9 protein-coding genes are annotated in these 17,778 nt (G+C 71.5%); 8 read left to right on the top strand and 1 reads right to left on the bottom strand.

From position 1 onward, the window contains the following. Positions 1–7: 7 nt before the first annotated feature. Positions 8–364: a UBP-type zinc finger domain-containing protein gene (locus tag WMR31_RS14290; RefSeq protein WP_340539527.1), complete on the bottom strand. Its 357-nt coding sequence runs from the start codon at positions 362–364 to the stop codon at positions 8–10. Between the two features lie 73 nt (positions 365–437). On the opposite strand from WMR31_RS14290, the gene WMR31_RS14285 reads away from it, so the two are divergent. The 8 genes from WMR31_RS14285 to WMR31_RS14250 all read left to right on the top strand — a co-directional run bounded on the left by WMR31_RS14285 (position 438) and on the right by WMR31_RS14250 (position 17,603). Continuing rightward, a complete protein-coding gene (locus tag WMR31_RS14285) occupies positions 438–1,127 on the top strand; it encodes a GNAT family N-acetyltransferase (RefSeq protein ID WP_340539526.1) in 690 nt (229 codons plus the stop codon). Positions 1,128–1,136: 9 nt separating this feature from the next. Beyond that, a complete protein-coding gene (locus WMR31_RS14280) occupies positions 1,137–1,595 on the top strand; it encodes a TspO/MBR family protein (protein WP_340539525.1) in 459 nt (152 codons plus the stop codon). A 67-nt stretch (positions 1,596–1,662) separates the two neighbouring features. Beyond that, positions 1,663–2,076, top strand: coding sequence for a VOC family protein (locus WMR31_RS14275; protein ID WP_340539524.1), 414 nt, complete (start codon positions 1,663–1,665; stop codon positions 2,074–2,076). Next, positions 2,073–2,783, top strand: coding sequence for a 4a-hydroxytetrahydrobiopterin dehydratase (locus WMR31_RS14270; protein WP_340539523.1), 711 nt, complete (start codon positions 2,073–2,075; stop codon positions 2,781–2,783). The genes WMR31_RS14275 and WMR31_RS14270 overlap by 4 nt, the downstream gene beginning before the upstream one ends. A gap of 261 nt (positions 2,784–3,044) precedes the next feature. Further along, complete coding sequence (locus WMR31_RS14265) at positions 3,045–4,799, top strand: acetolactate synthase large subunit (protein ID WP_340539522.1); 1,755 nt, start codon at positions 3,045–3,047, stop codon at positions 4,797–4,799. Then, positions 4,796–5,335, top strand: coding sequence for an acetolactate synthase small subunit (gene ilvN, locus WMR31_RS14260; RefSeq protein WP_340539521.1), 540 nt, complete (start codon positions 4,796–4,798; stop codon positions 5,333–5,335). The genes WMR31_RS14265 and ilvN overlap by 4 nt, the downstream gene beginning before the upstream one ends. A gap of 26 nt (positions 5,336–5,361) precedes the next feature. Then, positions 5,362–6,393 (top strand): ketol-acid reductoisomerase, encoded by a 1,032-nt coding sequence (gene ilvC, locus WMR31_RS14255; protein WP_340539520.1) that lies wholly within the window; start codon positions 5,362–5,364, stop codon positions 6,391–6,393. A 488-nt stretch (positions 6,394–6,881) separates the two neighbouring features. Then, positions 6,882–17,603 carry a putative Ig domain-containing protein gene (locus WMR31_RS14250; RefSeq protein WP_340539519.1) on the top strand — a complete coding sequence of 3,574 codons (10,722 nt, stop codon included), beginning with the start codon at positions 6,882–6,884 and terminating at the stop codon, positions 17,601–17,603. Positions 17,604–17,778: the final 175 nt, after the last annotated feature.

The raw sequence follows: 17,778 nt of genomic DNA, 5'->3' as shown, positions 1-17,778 counted from the left end.
GGCGCTCTCAGTGGATCTGGGAGCGCCAGTCCTGCGGCACGCGCCCGCGGGGGCCGGGCGCCGGCTGGTCCTCGGGGTGCGAGGTCGGGGCGGCGAGGCTGACGCCGTCGGGGAGCGCGACCGCGCTCTGGGAGGCGAAGTCCCACAGCCAGTCCTCGCCCGGCTCGAAGCTCTGCATCACCGGGTGCCCGGTGGACTCGTAGTGCGCGGTGGCGTGCTGACTGGGCGAGGAGTCGCAGCAGCCGACATGCCCGCAGGCCGCGCAGCGGCGCAGGTGCACCCACCAGCCGCCGGCGGCGTCGCACTCCACGCACCCAGGCCCACTCGGCGGTACGCTCAGGTCGATCGCTTCGGTGTCGGTCATGCCCCGAGTCTGCCGCCCGCGTCAATCCCCGGGGCTAGGATCAGGCTCAGAGCAGGTGCGGGAGACTGCTGCGATGACCGAGCTTCCGGTGGGCGCACCCGTGCCCGAGTGGACGTCGCGGCCGTGGCCGCACGCCGTCGTGCTCGAGGGGACACACGTGGTCCTCGAGCCGCTGCGGCGCGAGCACGCCGCATCGCTGTTCGAGACGCTGGGCGACCCGGCCAGCCGCGACCTGTGGACCTACCGCACCGTCGAGCAGCCGGCGGATGTGGACCAGATGACCGAGCATGTCGAGCAGCACCTCGCGAACGACGCGATGGAGGCCTGGGCGGTGGTCCCGCGCGGCGGCGCGGCGTCGGGGATCACCACGTTCCAGCGCATCGAGCCGGCGCACGGGCAGGTCGAGGTCGCCGGCGTCCTGTACGCCAGAGGGATCCAGCGCACGCCGGCCACCACCGAGACCACGCATCTCCTCATGCGATGGGCCTTCGACGTGCTGGGCTATCGACGCTTCGAGTGGAAGTGCGACTCGCTCAACGAGCCGTCCCGCCGGGCCGCGACCCGGCTGGGCTTCACCTACGAGGGCAGGTTCCGCAACCACCTCGTCGTCAAGGGCCGCAATCGCGACACCGACTGGTTCTCGGTCACCGACGCGGAGTGGCCGGCGATCCGCGAGGCACACCGGCGCTGGCTCGATCCGGGCAACTTCGGGTCGGACGGTCGACAGCTCGCCGCGTTGCGTGCAGCGTCCCCGGCACGGTAGGCAGTTCACATGCGCCCACTGCTCAAGACCAGTGTCCTGACCGCCATCGCAGCCGCCGTCGGCACCCGCGGCACCAAGACCGACACCGCCTGGTACCGCAAGCTCGACAAGCCCGACTGGCAGCCGCCGGGCGAGGTCTTCCCGATCGTGTGGACGCCGATGTACAGCCTCATCGCCTGGGGCACCGGCCGCGCGATCGCCAAGGCGCCGGAGGACGAGCGCGGGCGGCTCCTGGCACTCACCGCCGCCGATCTCGCGGTCAACGCCGGGTGGTGCTGGGCCTTCTTCGACCGGCAGTCCCCGCGCGCCGGTCTGGTCACCATCGCGGTCCTCAACGGGCTCAACCTCGCCCTGGTGCGCGAGGCCGGGCGCCAGGACCGCCTCGCCGCGGCGGCGCTGACCCCGTACGTCGGCTGGACGGCCTTCGCGACCGCTCTCAACGTCAGCATCTGGCGCCGCAACCGCTAGTGCGGCACCAGCGGCACCAGGGCGCGCTACTGGTGCGCGATCGCGACGCGGGCGTATGGTCGAAGCGATGGACCAGCGGATCAGCTTCGTGACCCTGGCGGTCGCCGATGTGGCGGCGACCCGAGCGTTCTATGTCGACGGCCTCGGCTGGGAGCCGAGCTTCGAAGACGGCGACGTGCTGATGCTCCGCGCCGGCGAGCACCTGATGCTCTCGTTGTGGAGTCGCGCGGGCTTCGAGGGCGAGGTCGGCCCGATCGCCGCCTACGACGGCGTCGCCCCGATCACGCTCGCCCACAACGTGCCCACCCCTGAGGACGTCGACCGCGTGCTGGCCGAGGCGGTCGCCGCCGGAGCCGACGAGGTGGGTCCGGCGCTGGAGCGCGACTGGGGCGGCTACACCGGCTACTTCGCCGACCCAGACGGCTTCCGCTGGGAGGTCGCCTACAACCCCGGACCGATCGGAGCGTCCCTGCTGCCATGACCGACGACACCACTGACGACCACAGCGACGACCACAGCGCGGCCCGGACCGACAAGACCGTCCTCACCGGCCACGACGTCGAGGCCGAGCTGCTCGAGGACTGGCGGATCCTGTTCGCCGCCCTGCACGGCCGGTTCGAGACCGGCGACTTCGCCACCGGTCTCGCTCTGGTCAACGAGATCGGCCGGGTCGCTGAGGAGATGAACCACCATCCCGACCTCGACCTCACCTACCCGCGCCTCGACGTCAGGCTAACCAGCCACGACGTCGGCGGCGTGACCCAGCGCGACGTCCGGCTCGCCCGCGCCATCAGCGAGATCGCCGCGCGCCTCGGCGCGAAGCCGCAGCCGGGGGAGACCTCCGTGCTCGAGCTGGGACTCGACACCGCGGACTTCGCCGAGATCAAGCCGTTCTGGTCGGCGCTGCTCGGCTACGACGACAGCCGCGACGACCTCGAGATCCTCGACCCCGACGGCACGATGCCGACCATCTGGGCGCAGGAGTCCGAGGCGCACGAGACCCCGCGGCAGCGCTGGCACCTCGATCTCCGGGTGCCGCCCGAGACCGCGGAGGCGCGCATCCGCGCCGCCCTCGAGGCCGGCGGCACGCTGGTGAGCGAGGCCCGGGCACCGGCGTTCTGGGTGCTGGCCGACGCCCAGGGCAACAAGGCGTGCGTCACGACCTGGCTGGGGCGCGACCACGCCTGAGATCGCGACCCGGAGCTCTCGAATGGCGGGACAGTCGTCTCGCGATCTGGGACAGTGGCACACTGGGGCGTGGGTTACGAAGGAGCACCGGCTACGGTGAGGGCATGCTTCACCGCCTTCTCGTACGCACCTGACGCGCCGACGGCGCTGGGACCTCCCAGCACGCCAGCGCGTCACCCCCTCGCAGCCCACGGGCCGAGGGGTTTTTTGTTGCCCCGACCCCACGCCCCACCCCGCACGGACCAGTAAGGACACCCCGGTATGACCGCCTCGACCACCGGCTCGATGACCGGCGCACAGAGTCTGATCACCGCCTTGGAGGCGGCCGGCGCCGACACGATCTTCGGCATCCCCGGCGGCGCGATCCTGCCCGCCTACGACCCGATGATGGACTCCTCCATCCGCCACATCCTGGTGCGTCACGAGCAGGGTGCGGGACACGCCGCGCAGGGCTATGCCGCGGCCACCGGACGGGTCGGGGTGTGCATGGCGACCTCCGGCCCGGGTGCGACCAACCTGGTCACGCCGCTGGCCGATGCCCACATGGACTCGGTCCCGATGGTGGCGATCACCGGCCAGGTCGGCGCCTCGATGATCGGCACCGACGCCTTCCAGGAGGCCGACATCCGCGGCATCACGATGCCGATCACCAAGCACAACTTCCTGGTCACCGACCCTGCCGACATCCCGCGGCGTGTCGCCGAGGCCTTCCACATCGCAGCGACCGGCCGCCCCGGCCCGGTGCTCGTCGACGTCGCGAAGTCGGCGCTGCAGGCGACCACCACCTTCCAGTGGCCCACCGAGCTGGTCCTGCCGGGGTACCGCCCGGTCACGAGGCCGCATGCCAAGCAGATCCGCGAGGCGACCCGGCTCATCCTCGAGTCGCGCAAGCCGGTCCTCTACGTCGGCGGTGGCACGATCCGCTCCGGCGCCGCGGCCGAGCTGCGCGCGCTCGCCGAGCTCACCGGGATCCCGGTCGTCACCACCCTCATGGCGCGCGGGGCCTTCCCCGACAGCCACCCCCAGCACCTCGGGATGCCCGGGATGCACGGCACGGTCGCCGCGGTGGCGGCCTTGCAGAAGAGCGACCTGATCATCAGCCTCGGCGCGCGCTTCGACGACCGGGTCACCGGCAACCTCGACTCCTTCGCACCCGGCGCCAAGGTGATCCACGCCGACATCGACCCCGCCGAGATCGGCAAGAACCGCCACGCCGAGGTCCCGATCGTCGGCGACGTGCGCGAGGTGCTCACCGACCTCATCGCCTCCCTGCAGGCCGCCGCCGAGCAGGGCCAGACCGGCGACTACGAGGGCTGGGTCGCCCTCGTGGCCGGCATCAAGGGGCGCTACCCGCTCGGTTACGACCGGCCCGCCGACGGCGGACTCGCCCCGCAGTACGTCATCGAGCGCCTCGGCGAGATCGCCGGGCCCGACGCGATCGTCGCCTCCGGCGTCGGCCAGCACCAGATGTGGGCCGCGCAGTTCCGCTCCTACGAGCAGCCCAACACCTGGATCAACTCCGGCGGCCTGGGCACCATGGGCTACGCCGTCCCCGCCGCGATGGGCGCCAAGGTCGGCAAGCCGGAGAGCACCGTGTGGGCCGTCGACGGCGACGGGTGCTTCCAGATGACCAACCAGGAGCTCGCCACCTGCGCCATCAACGACATCCCGATCAAGGTCGCGATCATCAACAACGAGTCGCTCGGCATGGTCCGCCAGTGGCAGACGCTCTTCTACAACGAGCGCTACTCCAACACCGACCTGCACAGCAAGCGGATCCCCGACTTCGTCAAGCTCGCCGACGCCTACGGCTGCGTCGGACTGGCGTGCGAGCGGCCCGAGGACGTCGATGCCACGATCGAGAAGGCGATGAGCATCGACGACGCCCCGGTCGTCGTCGACTTCCGCGTGCATCGCGACGCGATGGTGTGGCCGATGGTCGCCGCCGGGACCAGCAACGACGACATCAAGTACGCGCGCGATCTCGCGCCCGACTTCGAGGAGGACGCCCTGTGAGCCGCCACACCCTCAGCGTGCTGGTCGAGGACAAGCCCGGCGTGCTGGCTCGGATCGCGGGGCTGTTCAGCCGCCGTGGCTTCAACATCGAGTCGCTCGCGGTCGGCCCCACCGAGCACGCCGAGATCTCGCGGATGACCATCGTCGTGGCCGTGGACGAGTCGCCGCTGGAGCAGGTCACCAAGCAGCTCAACAAGCTGGTCGAGGTCATCAAGATCGTCGAGCTCGACCCGGCGGCCTCGATCAACCGCGAGCTCGTGCTCGTCAAGGTCGGTGCCACCGCCGAGACCCGCGGGCAGGTCCTCGACACCGTGCAGCTGTTCCGCGCGAAGGTCATCGACATCTCCCCGGACGCCGTCACCATGCAGATCGTCGGCAACTCCGGGAAGATCGCCGACTTCCTCACCATGCTCGAGCCGTTCGGCATCCGCGAGCTCGTCCAGTCCGGGCAGGTCGCGATCGGCCGCGGCACCCGCTCCATCTCCGAGCGCACCCTGCGCCCGGTCACCGTCCCCGTCCCGCCCGTGGCGGGCTGAACCCAACCGAAGAGAGAAGAAGATTCGTGGCTGAGATGTTCTACGACGACGACGCCGACCTGTCCCTGATCCAGGGCAAGAACGTGGCCGTCATCGGCTACGGCAGCCAGGGCCACGCCCACGCGCTGTCGCTGCGCGACTCCGGCGTCGACGTCCGCATCGGCCTCCAGCCCGACTCCAAGAGCCGGGCCAAGGCCGAGGCCGAGGGGCTGCGGGTGCTCACCCCGGCCGAGGCGGCCGAGGAGGCCGACGTCATCGTCATCCTCGCCCCCGACCAGCACCAGCGGAAGCTCTACAAGGAGGAGATCGAGCCGCAGCTCGCCGAGGGCGACACCCTCGTGTTCGGCCACGGCTTCAACATCCGCTTCGACTACATCACCCCGCCCGAGGGCGTCGACGTGTTCATGGTCGCCCCCAAGGGCCCCGGTCACCTCGTGCGCCGCGAGTACGTCGACGGCCGCGGCGTCCCGGTGCTCGTCGCCGTCGAGAAGGACGCCTCGGGCAACGCCTGGCCGCTCGCGCTCTCCTACGCCAAGGCGATCGGCGGCCTGCGCGCCGGCGGCATCAAGACCACCTTCACCGAGGAGACCGAGACCGACCTGTTCGGCGAGCAGGCCGTGCTCTGCGGCGGTGCCTCGCAGCTGGTGCAGTACGGCTTCGAGGTGCTCACCGAGGCCGGCTACCAGCCCGAGGTCGCCTACTTCGAGTGCCTCCACGAGCTCAAGCTGATCGTCGACCTCATGTACGAGGGCGGCATCGCCAAGCAGCGCTGGTCGGTCTCCGACACCGCCGAGTTCGGCGACTACGTCTCCGGCCCGCGAGTGATCACCCCCGAGGTGAAGGCGAACATGGTCGCCGTCCTCGAGGACGTGAAGAACGGCAAGTTCGCCGAGCGCTTCATCAGCGACCAGGACAACGGATCGCCGGAGTTCACCGAGTTCCGCAAGAAGGGCGAGTCGCACCCGATCGAGAAGACCGGGCGCGAGCTGCGCAAGCTCATGTCGTGGGTGAAGTCGCACGACTCCGACTACGTCGAGGGCACCGCGACCCGGAGCTGATCCCTCCGGCTCGACCCCGCCAGCACACCACCGACGACGGAACCGCGGACCGCGGTTCCGTCGTCGGTGCTTTCGGCGTCGGAGGTTGAGCAAGCTGGGGGGCGAGGTACGAGCCCGCCAGCGCCGACGAAACCTCGTGACCGTCCTCGGGGACGTTGGCAGCGCCGGTTGCCGGGGGTTTCGTCTACGCTCGCTGGCGCTCGCTTGCTCAACCTCCGGCGCGGTGGGCAGGTCTCGGAGGTTGAGCAAGCTGGGGGCGAGGAACGAGCCCGCCAGCGCCGACGAAACCTCGTGACCGTCCTCGGGGACGTTGGCGGCGCCGGTTGCCGGGACGGAGGGGCCGTCGTCCGGTGGACCAGACCACCAGCCCTGTGGGTGAACTTGGCAAAGACTTTCCAGAACCGCTCGGGAATGTCCCCGGCTCGTGTTCCACTGTGCCTCCGCGGGACCGAGCAAGGTGAGCTCGGCCACGACGCCATGGGGGGCGCATGCTGCAGCGACGGCTTTTCATCTTTCCGATCCTGGTGGCGGCCGCGGTCGTCGTAGGACTGATGGCGGTGCCGACCGCCCAGGCGGCCGCCAACGTGCCGCCGCGGTTGGCCAAGGTCGCCAACCAGACGGTGTCGGCCAACCAGAAGGTGCGGATCAAGCTCGTCGGGCGCGACCCCGACGGTGGCCCCAAGCCGCTGCGCTATGCGGCCCCGCGCAAGCCCGGCTGGCTGAAGATCAACAAGCGCACCGGCGTCATCCGCGGCACGGTGCCCGTCTCGGCGATGGGCCGCAGCTTCGTCGTGCGGGCCACCGTCACCGACGGGCGCGCCACCGCCAGCCGGCGGTTCAAGGTGAAGGTCCGGGCCAACGTGGCCCCGAACCTCGCCGCGATCCCTGCCACGACCGCCACACCCGGCAGCACGATCCGCGTCGCCCCGAACGCCGCCGACCCCGACAAGGCGCCGCGCGCGCTCTCGTTCGCCCACGCCTTCGCCCCCGCGAACGCCCTCACCCCGGCGGGCACGCCGGCCTGGCTCACCGTCTCGCCGACCACCGGCGTCATCGCCGGCACCGTCCCCGCCGGTGCCACCGGCCAGGCCTGGAACGTCACCGTCACGGTCTCCGACGGCGCGAAGACGGCCACCCGCACCTTCAGGCTCGCCATCGGCAACCAGGCTCCGACCCTGGCCGCCCCCGGCGCCCACGCGGTGTCCGTGGGCGACCAGTTCCGGTTCCAGCTCGCCGGCTCCGACTCCGACGGCCCCGCACCGCTGACCTACCGGGGCGACGACCTGCCCGCCTGGCTCAGCCTCGACGCCGCCACCGGCGTCGTCAGCGGCACCGTCCCGGCCTCCGCCGCGGGCAAGGTGTTCGCCCCTCGGTTCACCGCCTTCGACGGCGCCCTCTCCTCGCCCGAGCGCACGCTCACCCTGAGTGTCCAGAGCGCCGTCAACCGGGCGCCGCAGTTCCCGGCCGATCAGCGGGTCAGCATCGCCGAGGGTCTCACCGGCGCGGTCGCGACGCCGCGGCTGAACGCCACCGACCCCGACGGCGACACCCTCACCTGGTCCATCCTCGGTAAGGACGCCTCGAAGTTCACGCTTGCCGACGGACGCCTCGCGGCGAAGGGTGCGCTCGACTTCGAGACGCAGTCGCTCTACGAGCTCATCGTGCAGGTCTCCGACGGGCAGCTCTCGGCCAATGCCACCGTCTTCGTCGACGTCACCGACGTCGACGAGGCGCCGGCGATCGAGCCGATCGCCGACGTCACGACCGACGAGGACGTCGCGGTCGAGCCGATCGCCGTGAAGGCCATCGACCCCGAGGGCAGCCCCGTCACGGTCGCCGTGACCGGCCTGCCCGCGGGCCTGATCTACCAGGGCGGCCGGATCACCGGCACGCCGACGGTGCCCGGCACCTACACCGTGACCGTCACCGCCACGGCCGGCGCGCTGTCGGCGGCCGAGACCTTCACGATCACCGTCACCGACGTCAACGACACCCCCGTCATCGCCGACCAGTCGATGTCGGTGCGCGAGGGCGCCGCCGCAGGCACCGTCGTGGGCCGGCTCGTCGCCACCGACGACGACGGCGACGACCTCACCTTCTCCGGGACCAGCCCGGTGTTCTCCGTCGCCCCCGACGGCACCGTGCGGGTCACCGACCCCGGCGCCCTCACCGACGGAGCCGGCCCGTTCCAGATCCAGGTCACCGTCGCCGACGGCGAGAAGACCGCCACCGCGACGCTCACGATCGACCTCGTCGACGTCGAGCACCCGCCGGTCGCCCAGGACGCCACCTTCGAGGTCGCCGAGAACGCCGCTCTCGGCGCCGTCGTCGGGACCCTCTCCGCCAGCGACGCCGACGGCGACACCATCTCGTGGCGCCTGAGCGGACCCGGATCCGGCGACTTCGCCGTCGACGCCGCCACCGGCCAGGTGCGGGTCGCGAGCGCGCTCGACCACGAGACCACCCCGCGCTACACGCTCACCGCCACCGCCACGGCCGGCGCCGACGAGGACACCGCGACCGTCACCATCGAGGTCACCGACGTCGACGAGGCGCCCGTGATCGAGCCGATCGCCGACGTCTCCGCCACCGAGGACGCCCCGCTCACGCCGATCACGGTCCAGGCCGTGGACCCGGAGGGCGACGCGGTCACCGTGACCGTCGCCGGGCTCCCCGCCGGGGTCACCTTCGACGCCGGCTCGTCGCGGATCACCGGCACCCCGGCCGTCGACGGCGAGTTCGAGATCACCGTCACCGCGACCGCGGGCGGGCTCGCGGCGGCGACGACGTTCGTCCTGACCGTCACCGCCGTCAACGACGCCCCGGTGCTGGTGCCCCTCGACGACGTCACGGTCACCGAGGACACCCCGATCCAGCCGATCAGGCCCGCCGCCTCCGACGAGGACGACACCGACCTGACCTTCGCGGTCACCGGGCTGCCCGCCGGCCTCACCTTCGCCGACGGTCAGATCACCGGCACGCCCACCGTCGCCGGCTCGTTCACCGTCACCGTGACGGTCACCGACCCGGACGGCGCCGAGGACACCGACACGTTCGTCCTCACCGTCACCAATGTCAACGACGCCCCGGTGGCCGGTGCGGCGAGCCCCGCGGTCGTCCCGGCGACCCAGGGCCAGGCGCTCCAGGCGACCGTGACGGTCCCCGCCACCGACGAGGACGCCGACCCGCTCACCTTCACCGCCGCCGGCCTGCCGGCCGGCGTCACCGCCACCGACAACGGCACCGGCGTCACCCTGACCGGCACCCCCACGGTGAACGGCAGCTTCGAGGTCACCATCACCGTCGCCGACGGCAACGGCGGCACCGACACCGCGACCTTCACCCTCCAGGTCGCGGCGGCGCCGGCCCAGGCCTGCTCGCGGTGGTCGACCCTGCCGTGTGCCGACATCCCGGTCGACCTGCCCTTCACCGCCGGCTTCGACGGCACCGACGGCGGTCTCGACCAGACCGGCTTCACGATGGTCGACCCGCCGTCGCTGCGCACCACCACGGCACCGGCCATCGACCAGGCTCCCGCGCCGACGCAGCCCACCTACGCCGACGTGCCCGGCTACGAGCCCGGCCTCCTCGACGTCGTGGGCGGCCAGCTGCGCATCCAGGCCACCAAGGGCATCCAGTACCGCGCGCCGGGGCAGAACCCGGCGGCGACCTCGCCCAACGCCCTGCTCAACGGCCTCGGGGTCGGAGTCTCGGGCTCCACCAGCGGGTACGACCTCACCACCACCGTCGTCGCACCGACCTTCGCCGGCACCGACGGCGCCCAGCAGGGCGGTCTGTGGTTCGGCACCGACGAGGACAACTACGTCAAGGCCGTGGTCTCCCGGGTCACCGCCACCACCAACAAGGTGCAGCTGGTCCGCGAGATCGGCGGCGTCGCCACCCCGAGCACGAGCTTCGAGCTCAACAGCGCGGCCTTCGCCTCCGGCGCCGACGTCAAGCTCGAGCTCCAGGTCGTCGACACCCCGGCCGGCGGCGGCAGCGTCCAGCTCTACTACACCGTCGGCACCGGTCCCCGGACGCTGCTGGTCGACAACGCCAACACCGTCGACAACGACGCGCTGAGCATCCCGCAGACCCTCCTCGACGGCGTCGACGTCGGCGCCGGAGACGACCAGAGCTTCGCCGGACTGTTCGCCTCCAAGCGCAACGCGGCCGCGACCACCCCGGTCACCGTCGCCTTCGCCGACTTCGCGGTCGCCGAGCACCAGGTGCCCAACACCGCACCGGTCGTCGCCCCGATCGGCGCGCAGAGCGCCACCGAGGGTGCGGTCTTCGGGCCGCTTCCGGTCTCGGCGACCGACGCCGACGGCGACCCGCTCACGATCGGCGTGGCCGGTCTGCCGCTCGGGCTCTCCTTCGACGCCGCCGCCGGCACCATCGGCGGCACCCCGTCGCTGGGCACCGCCGTCGGGAGCCCGTACACCGTCACCGTCACCGCCAGCGACGGCCGCGCCCAGGGCACGCAGACCTTCGCGCTCACCGTCGCCCCGGCCGGTGCACCCTGCCACCCGATCAGCACGCTGGCGTGCTCCGCGGTCCGGGTGGCCGCGCCGGTCGACCTCACCTTCGACGGCGGTGCGGGCGGCCTCGACGACACCGGGTTCACCATGGTGCAGGCGCCCTCGGCCCGCGCGGGCGTCGACCAGGCCCCCGCGCCGACCACCCCGACCACGCCCGAGGTGCCCGGCTTCGAGCCCGGCCTCACCTCGGTCAGCGGGGGAGCGCTCACCATCCAGGCCACCAAGGGCATCGCCTACCAGAAGGCGCCCGCCAGCACCGGCAGCAACTCCCAGCTGAACGCGCTCGGGGTGGGCCTGCCCGGCGGCTCCGGTCAGACCGGCGGCTACGAGCTCGCGACGACGCTGGTCGCTCCGACCTTCCCGAGCTCGGGTGCTGCCACCACCACCCAGAGCCAGCAGGCCGGCCTGTGGTTCGGGCTCGACGAGGACAACTTCGTCAAGCTCGCCGTGGTCCGGCTGACCTCGACCACCAGCAAGGTCCAGCTGGTCAAGGAGGTCGCGGGCGTGGCCTCGCCCGGCGCCACCTACGAGCTGAACTCGGCGGCGTTCCCGGCCGGGCAGGACGTCCGGCTCGTGCTCACCGTCGACGCCGCGAACGGCAGCCCGGTGGTCCGGGCGAGCTACGCCGTCGGGTCCGGTGCGCTCACGCCGCTCACCGACGCCGCCAACCCGGCGAGCCCCGCGCTCCCGGTGCCGGCCGCGTTCCTCGCGGGCGCCGCGCTGCCCTCGGGCAACACCGCCCCCGTCACCTTCGCCGGCGTCTACGCGACCAAGCGCTCGGCGGCGGCCACCGACGCGGTGAACGTGCGGTTCGCCGACTTCGCCGCCGAGGCGCTCGACGACGGGACCCCGCCGGCCGGGCCGGTCGACGTCAAGGTCGACTTCACCGCAGAGACCGGCACCGCCGCGCCCGGCTATCTCAAGGACTTCGGCCAGCCCTTCGGCACCCGCACCGGCGTCGGCCAGGGTGACGGCACGCTCGCCTACGGGTGGGTCAAGGAGAACAGCGAGGAGACCCTGTCGCTGGTCGGCAACGGCCGGGTGCGCGGCCGGGCCGGCATCGACCCGCGGCTCGACTCGGTCCTCCACATGCAGTTCAGCGACGTCCCGAACGCCAACTGCACCACCAACGTCTGCGAGGACGGCGACTGGCAGCTGCGCGTTCCCGAGGGCGTCTACGACGTCACCGTGGCCGTCGGCGACCAGCCCGGAGCGACGTCGTACGACAGCAAGCACGCGATCAACGTCGAGAACCAGGTGCTCATCGAGGAGTTCCAGGGCACCGCCGCCAAGGAGTTCGAGACTCTCACCGGTCGCGTCGGCGTCACCGACGGCGAGCTGACCATCAACGCCACCGGCGGCACCAACACCAAGATCGCCTACGTCGAGGTGCGCTCGGCCGACCCGGCCAACCCGCTCCCGGCGCCGTTCATCGTGCAGACCCGGCCGGTCAACCGCTCCACCGGTGCGCCCCTGGGCCAGGGCGTCGCCAGCGACCTGCGGCTGATCGGCACCGCCGCCAACCCGGCGCCGGTGGAGTCCTCCACGGTCAACACCACCACCGTTCGTCTCGAGGAGGTCGTGCCCGGCGCCCCCGACCCGGTGGTCCCCGGCAACGCCAACACCTCCGGCGGCGGCGACACCATCAACTTCCAGCAGACCTCGGCCCTCAAGCCGAACACCACCTACCGCTTCGTCGTCAACGGCGTGAAGGACGCCCAGGGCCGCACCTTCGTCCCGTTCACCTCGGTCTTCACCACCGGCACCGGCGACGTCGTCGACCCGCCCGGCGACTTCGAGCCGGTCACCGGCGTCTCGTTCGAGAAGGTCGACACCGGCAAGAACGGCAAGTACTTCGCCTCCCTGGTGGTGCACAACGGCTTCTTGTGGGCCACCACCGTCGGGCAGGGCATGTTCCGCTACCCGATCAACGCCGACGGCACCCTCGGTGCCGAGCAGGCCATCAACGCCTTCCAGGGACGGGCCGCGATCGGCCTGGTGTTCGACAAGACCGACCCGAACATCGCCTGGGTCACCAACGCCACCGCCAACATCGGCAACGAGTCCCAGGCGTTCGGATCCAAGCTCACCCGCGTCGACTTCTCGGCGAGCGCGGTGAATCCCACCCTCATCGACGTGTTCGTCAACCTGCCGCGCTCGCAGAAGGACCACCTGTCCAACTCGATCGCCTACGGCCCCGGCGGAAACCTCTACTTCCTCCAGGGCTCCAACCAGGCCGCCGGTGATCCGGACGGCGCGTGGGGCAACCGGGGCGAGACGCTGCTGTCCGCGGCGATGCTCACCTTCGACCCGGTGACCACCTGGCAGCGGGTCCAGGCCAGCGGGCCGATCGACGTCCGCACCGTCGACAAGGGCGGGTCCTACGACCCGTTCGCCGCGGGCGCTCCGCTCAAGATCTACGCCACCGGCATCCGCAACGCCTATGACCTCGTCTACACCGAGAACGGCCACCTCTACGCGCCCACCAACGGCACCGCCAGCGGCGGCAACAGCCCCGGCGTCACCGCCGCCGGTGGCACCTTGACCCGCACCGGCCAGGTGCCGGGCGAGAACGTGACGAACGTGTGCGCCACCCGCCGGATCGACGGCACGCCGTACACGGCGCCGTCGGTGCCGGCGGTGACCAACCACAACACCCAGCGCGACTTCCTCTTCGACGTCGAGCAGGGCGGCTACTACGGCCACCCGAACCCCAGCCGGTGCGAGTGGGTGCTCAACAACGGCGGTCTTCCCGAGGGCGCCGGCTCGGGCGGCTCGAAGTACGCCGCCAATGTGGCCCCGGACCGCAACTACCGCGGCTGGGCCTACGACTTCGAGTTCAACAAGTCGCCGAACGGCGTCATCCAGTATCGCTCCAACACCTTCGGCGGCAAGCTCAAGGGCCGGCTGATGGTGGTGCGCTACTCCAACTTCGACGACGTCCTCACCCTCCAGCAGGACGCGAACGGCCAGATCCTCGGCGCCCAGGAGGGCACGACCATCGGCGGCCTGACCGGCTTCGACGACCCGCTCGACATCGTCGAGGACCTCGAGGTGAACCCCGGCAACCTCTACGTCAACTCCTACGACCAGACCGGCGGAGCGCCCAAGCTCTACCTGCTGCGGGTGCCGGGAGGCCAGCAGGGCTCGGCGGTCTCGCTCAGCACCGAGCGCCTGCTCGGGAACCGCGTCACCAGTGCAGGGTCCGGGGCGCTGGGCACCGTCACCGTCACCAACGACGGCACCACGGCGGCCACCGTCACCGGGGTGACGATCAGCGGCACCGGTGCCGCGGCCTACTCGCGCACCCTGGACGCCACCCTCCCGAAGACGCTCGCGCCGGGGGAGAAGCTCACCGTGCAGGTGGCCTTCGACCCCAACACGGAGGGAGTGGCCGCGGCCACGCTCAACATCGCCCTCGCGAGCGGCAGCGTCCCCGGAGTCGCCCTGCGCGGCCTGGGCACCGACGGCGTCGGGGGCTCCAACGAGCCGTCGCTGCAGTACATCTTCGACACCCGGCAGCTCGACATCGACACCGGCGACGACAACGACGCGACGCCCGACATCCACTCCAACACCACCACGCGGGTCGACCCGCTGCTCGGCGACTCCCTCGACGTGGAACTGTTCAAGCGGGCCGCCGACGGCCCGGTGACGGTGGAGCCGATCGCCGTCTTCGGGCCCACCGACTCCAACCCCGTCACCCAGGTCTCCTGGTACGACCAGGCGACTCCGGCCACGGCGAACGCGCTGTTCTCGGCGTCCAACTCGCCTGCCTCCAACGGGCAGACGATCACGCCGGTCACCACCGGAGCACGGCAGTTCGACCCCGGCTCGGCCACGTTCGGATTCGTCTCGCGCTGGCCCTTCTTCGCCAACCGGATGGTCTACAGCCAGGACTCGCTCAACACCTTCGCCGGCGCGATCGGCAACCACGTGCGGGTCTACCCGCTGCGTGAGGGCGGCCGCACCGTCCCGAACGCCTACGTCGTCGCCACCGAGGAGCACACCTCGGGCTGGGACTACAACGACGTCGTGTTCGTCGTCCGCAACGTGGTCCCCGCGACCGGCGGCGGTACCGCCGACGACGCGATCAAGGTCAACTTCCAGAGCGAGGCGGCGGCCGTGCCGGCCGGCTACCTCAAGGACTTCGGCCAGGCCTACGGCACGCGCACCGGCGCCGACCAGGGCTCGGGACTGAGCTACGGCTGGATCAACGCCGCGACCTCCGCGCCCGAGGCGCGCACCACGTCCGGTCGTGAGCGCAACCTGCAGTCCGACCAGCGACTCGACACGTTCATGCACATGCAGTACCAGCAGCAGAGCCAGCCCAACTGCACCGCCAACAACTGCAACACGGGCACGTGGGAGATCGCGGTCGGCAATGGCACCTACCGGGTCACCGCCGCCGTCGGCGACCCCGCCGCCAACACCGACCCCGAGTCCCACCAGCTCTCGGTCGAGGGCGTCACGCTGCTCGATGCGCCGTTCGTGCCCAGCGGTGCGGCCGGCTCGGCCGGACACCACACGACGGGCACCCGCCTGGTGGAGGTCACCGACGGCCGGCTCACGATCGCCCCCACCGGCACCAACACCAAGATCGACTACGTCGAGATCGAGGCCCTCGCCGGCCAGGGCGACCTCATCCCGCCGACGGTCGAGCTCGCGACCACCGGCGCCACCGACCCCAGCGGCGCCTACATCTCCCAGGCGACGGTGGCCGCGACGATCGCCGACCGCGGCGGCTCCAACATCGAGTTCGTCGACTGGACCCTCGACGGTGCCGCGGTGCCGCGCCCGGCCGGCGATCGCCTCGTCGTCACCACGCCCGGGCAGCACACGGTGCGGGTCACCGCCACCGACGGAGCCGGCAACGACACGACCACGTCCGCCACCTTCTCGGTCGTCTCGGGGGTGCTGGCGCGGATCGGCATCGAGAACCGCGACGCCCAGCGGGTGGGCGGACAGCCGGTGCCGGGCATGTACGACGACTTCCTGGTGATGCACCGGCTCAACTCGCTCGGCACCAACGCGGGCCACGCGATCGCCGTCACCCACGACACCGCCACGCTGCGGCTGACCAACCCCGACCCGACCGATGCCCTGGTGATCAGCAGTCTCGACCTGTCGGCGCCGCTGAACCCGGCCACCGGCGTCCGGGCGAGCACGAGCAACTTCTCCACCCCCGGCACCACGCTGCCGCTGACGATCCCGGCGGGAGGCAGTTACGACCTCAAGGTGCTCTTCAGCGGCACAGGAAGCCGCGGCATCTACGGCGCCACGATGACCATCAAGTCGAACGCCGAGAACCTGCCCTCGATCCCGGTCCAGCTGCGCGGCTTCTGGCAGCCGCTGCCCGAGAACGGCACCGAGCCCGACCTGACCCAGGTGGCGCGCACGTTCGGCTACACCATGGCGATCGGCGAGCCGCTCGAGGACGACCGCACCGGCCCCCTCCAGGGCAACGAGGTCCGCTCGAACCTGTGGAAGCGCCTGGATCCCTCCCAGCCGATCACCGCCCGCCAGCTCACCGCGCTGCACGGCTGCTGCGGTGAGACCGGCGACAGCATCGCCAGCCCGGTGACCGGTGCTCACGACGGCGCGTGGGGCCAGTCGTTCTTCCCCCGCGCCGCCCAGAGCGGCAACGCTCCCGCGTCGGCCCCCTTCCGCGAGGGCACCAGCACCCGCACCGACAGCTTCCCGATCACGATCGCCGGCTACAGCACCACCTCGACCGGCCCGCTCGGGATCCGGATGTGGCCGGTGGAGTTCCAGGGCAAGATCGTGCCCGGCGCCTACCTGGTCGGCCAGGACTTCGTGGCCAACGGCTGCGGCGCGGGCAGCGCCAACTGCGACTACCAGGACAACATCTACCTGATCACCAACATCGCCCCGGTCGCCTCGGCCGACACGACCGCCCCCGACGCGGCGCCCACCGGCCTGACCACGACGCTGTCCGGGCGCACGGTCGGGCTGACCTGGAACCCGGTCAGCCTGGCCGACCTCGGCGGCTACGTCGTGGAGCGTCAGGTGCCGGGCTCGACGACCTGGACGCCGCTCAACACCACCCCGCTCGCCGAGCCCCGGCTCACCGACGCCACGGCGCCCAGCGGCACGGTCACCTACCGCGTGGTCGCGGTCGACACCTCGGGCAACCGCTCGCCGGCGTCCGCGACCGCCACGGCCACCGTGCCGCCGCCGCCCCAGGGCACCATCCGGATCAACGCCGGCGGCCCGGCGGTCACCACCGGCGGTGTGGCGTGGGGCGCCCAGCAGTACGGCACCGGCGGCAAGAGCTACACCAACGCGGTCGCGATCGCCGGCACCACCGACGACGTCCTCTACCAGACCGAGTACTCCACCTCGACCGGCGCGGAGAGCTTCGACATCCCGGTGCCCAACGGCGCCTACACCGTCCGCCTGCACTTCGCCGAGATCTACTTCGGCGCACCGGGCGGCGGCACCGGCGGCGTCGGCAAGCGGGTCTTCGACGTCTCCCTCGAGGGCACCCTGCGGCTCAACGACTACGACATCTTCGCCGAGGTCGGCGCCGCCACCGCGACGGTGAAGTCGTACCCGGTCACCGTCACCGACGGCAAGGTCGACCTCGATCTCACCTCGGTCGTCGACCAGGCCAAGATCTCCGCGATCGAGGTCATCCCCGCCTGAGGTTGAGCTCGTCGCCGGGATTTCCCCGGTCGACCGGGGAAATATGAACTTGGCGGGCGAAATATCGGCCGCCAAGTTCAGGGATAGGCCGCCCAGTCGGCGGCAGCGGTCCCGCAGTGCGAGCTGCGCAGACCGAGCCTCGGCCTGATCACACACGCAGTAGGGCCCGGCGTCA

It is taken from the genome of Nocardioides epinepheli, assembly GCF_037936805.1.
In the GTDB taxonomy this organism is placed as follows: Bacteria; Actinomycetota; Actinomycetes; order Propionibacteriales; family Nocardioidaceae; genus Nocardioides.
The sequence above is the reverse complement of the archived record's forward strand: the minus strand, read 5'-3'. Positions and strand labels throughout refer to the sequence as shown.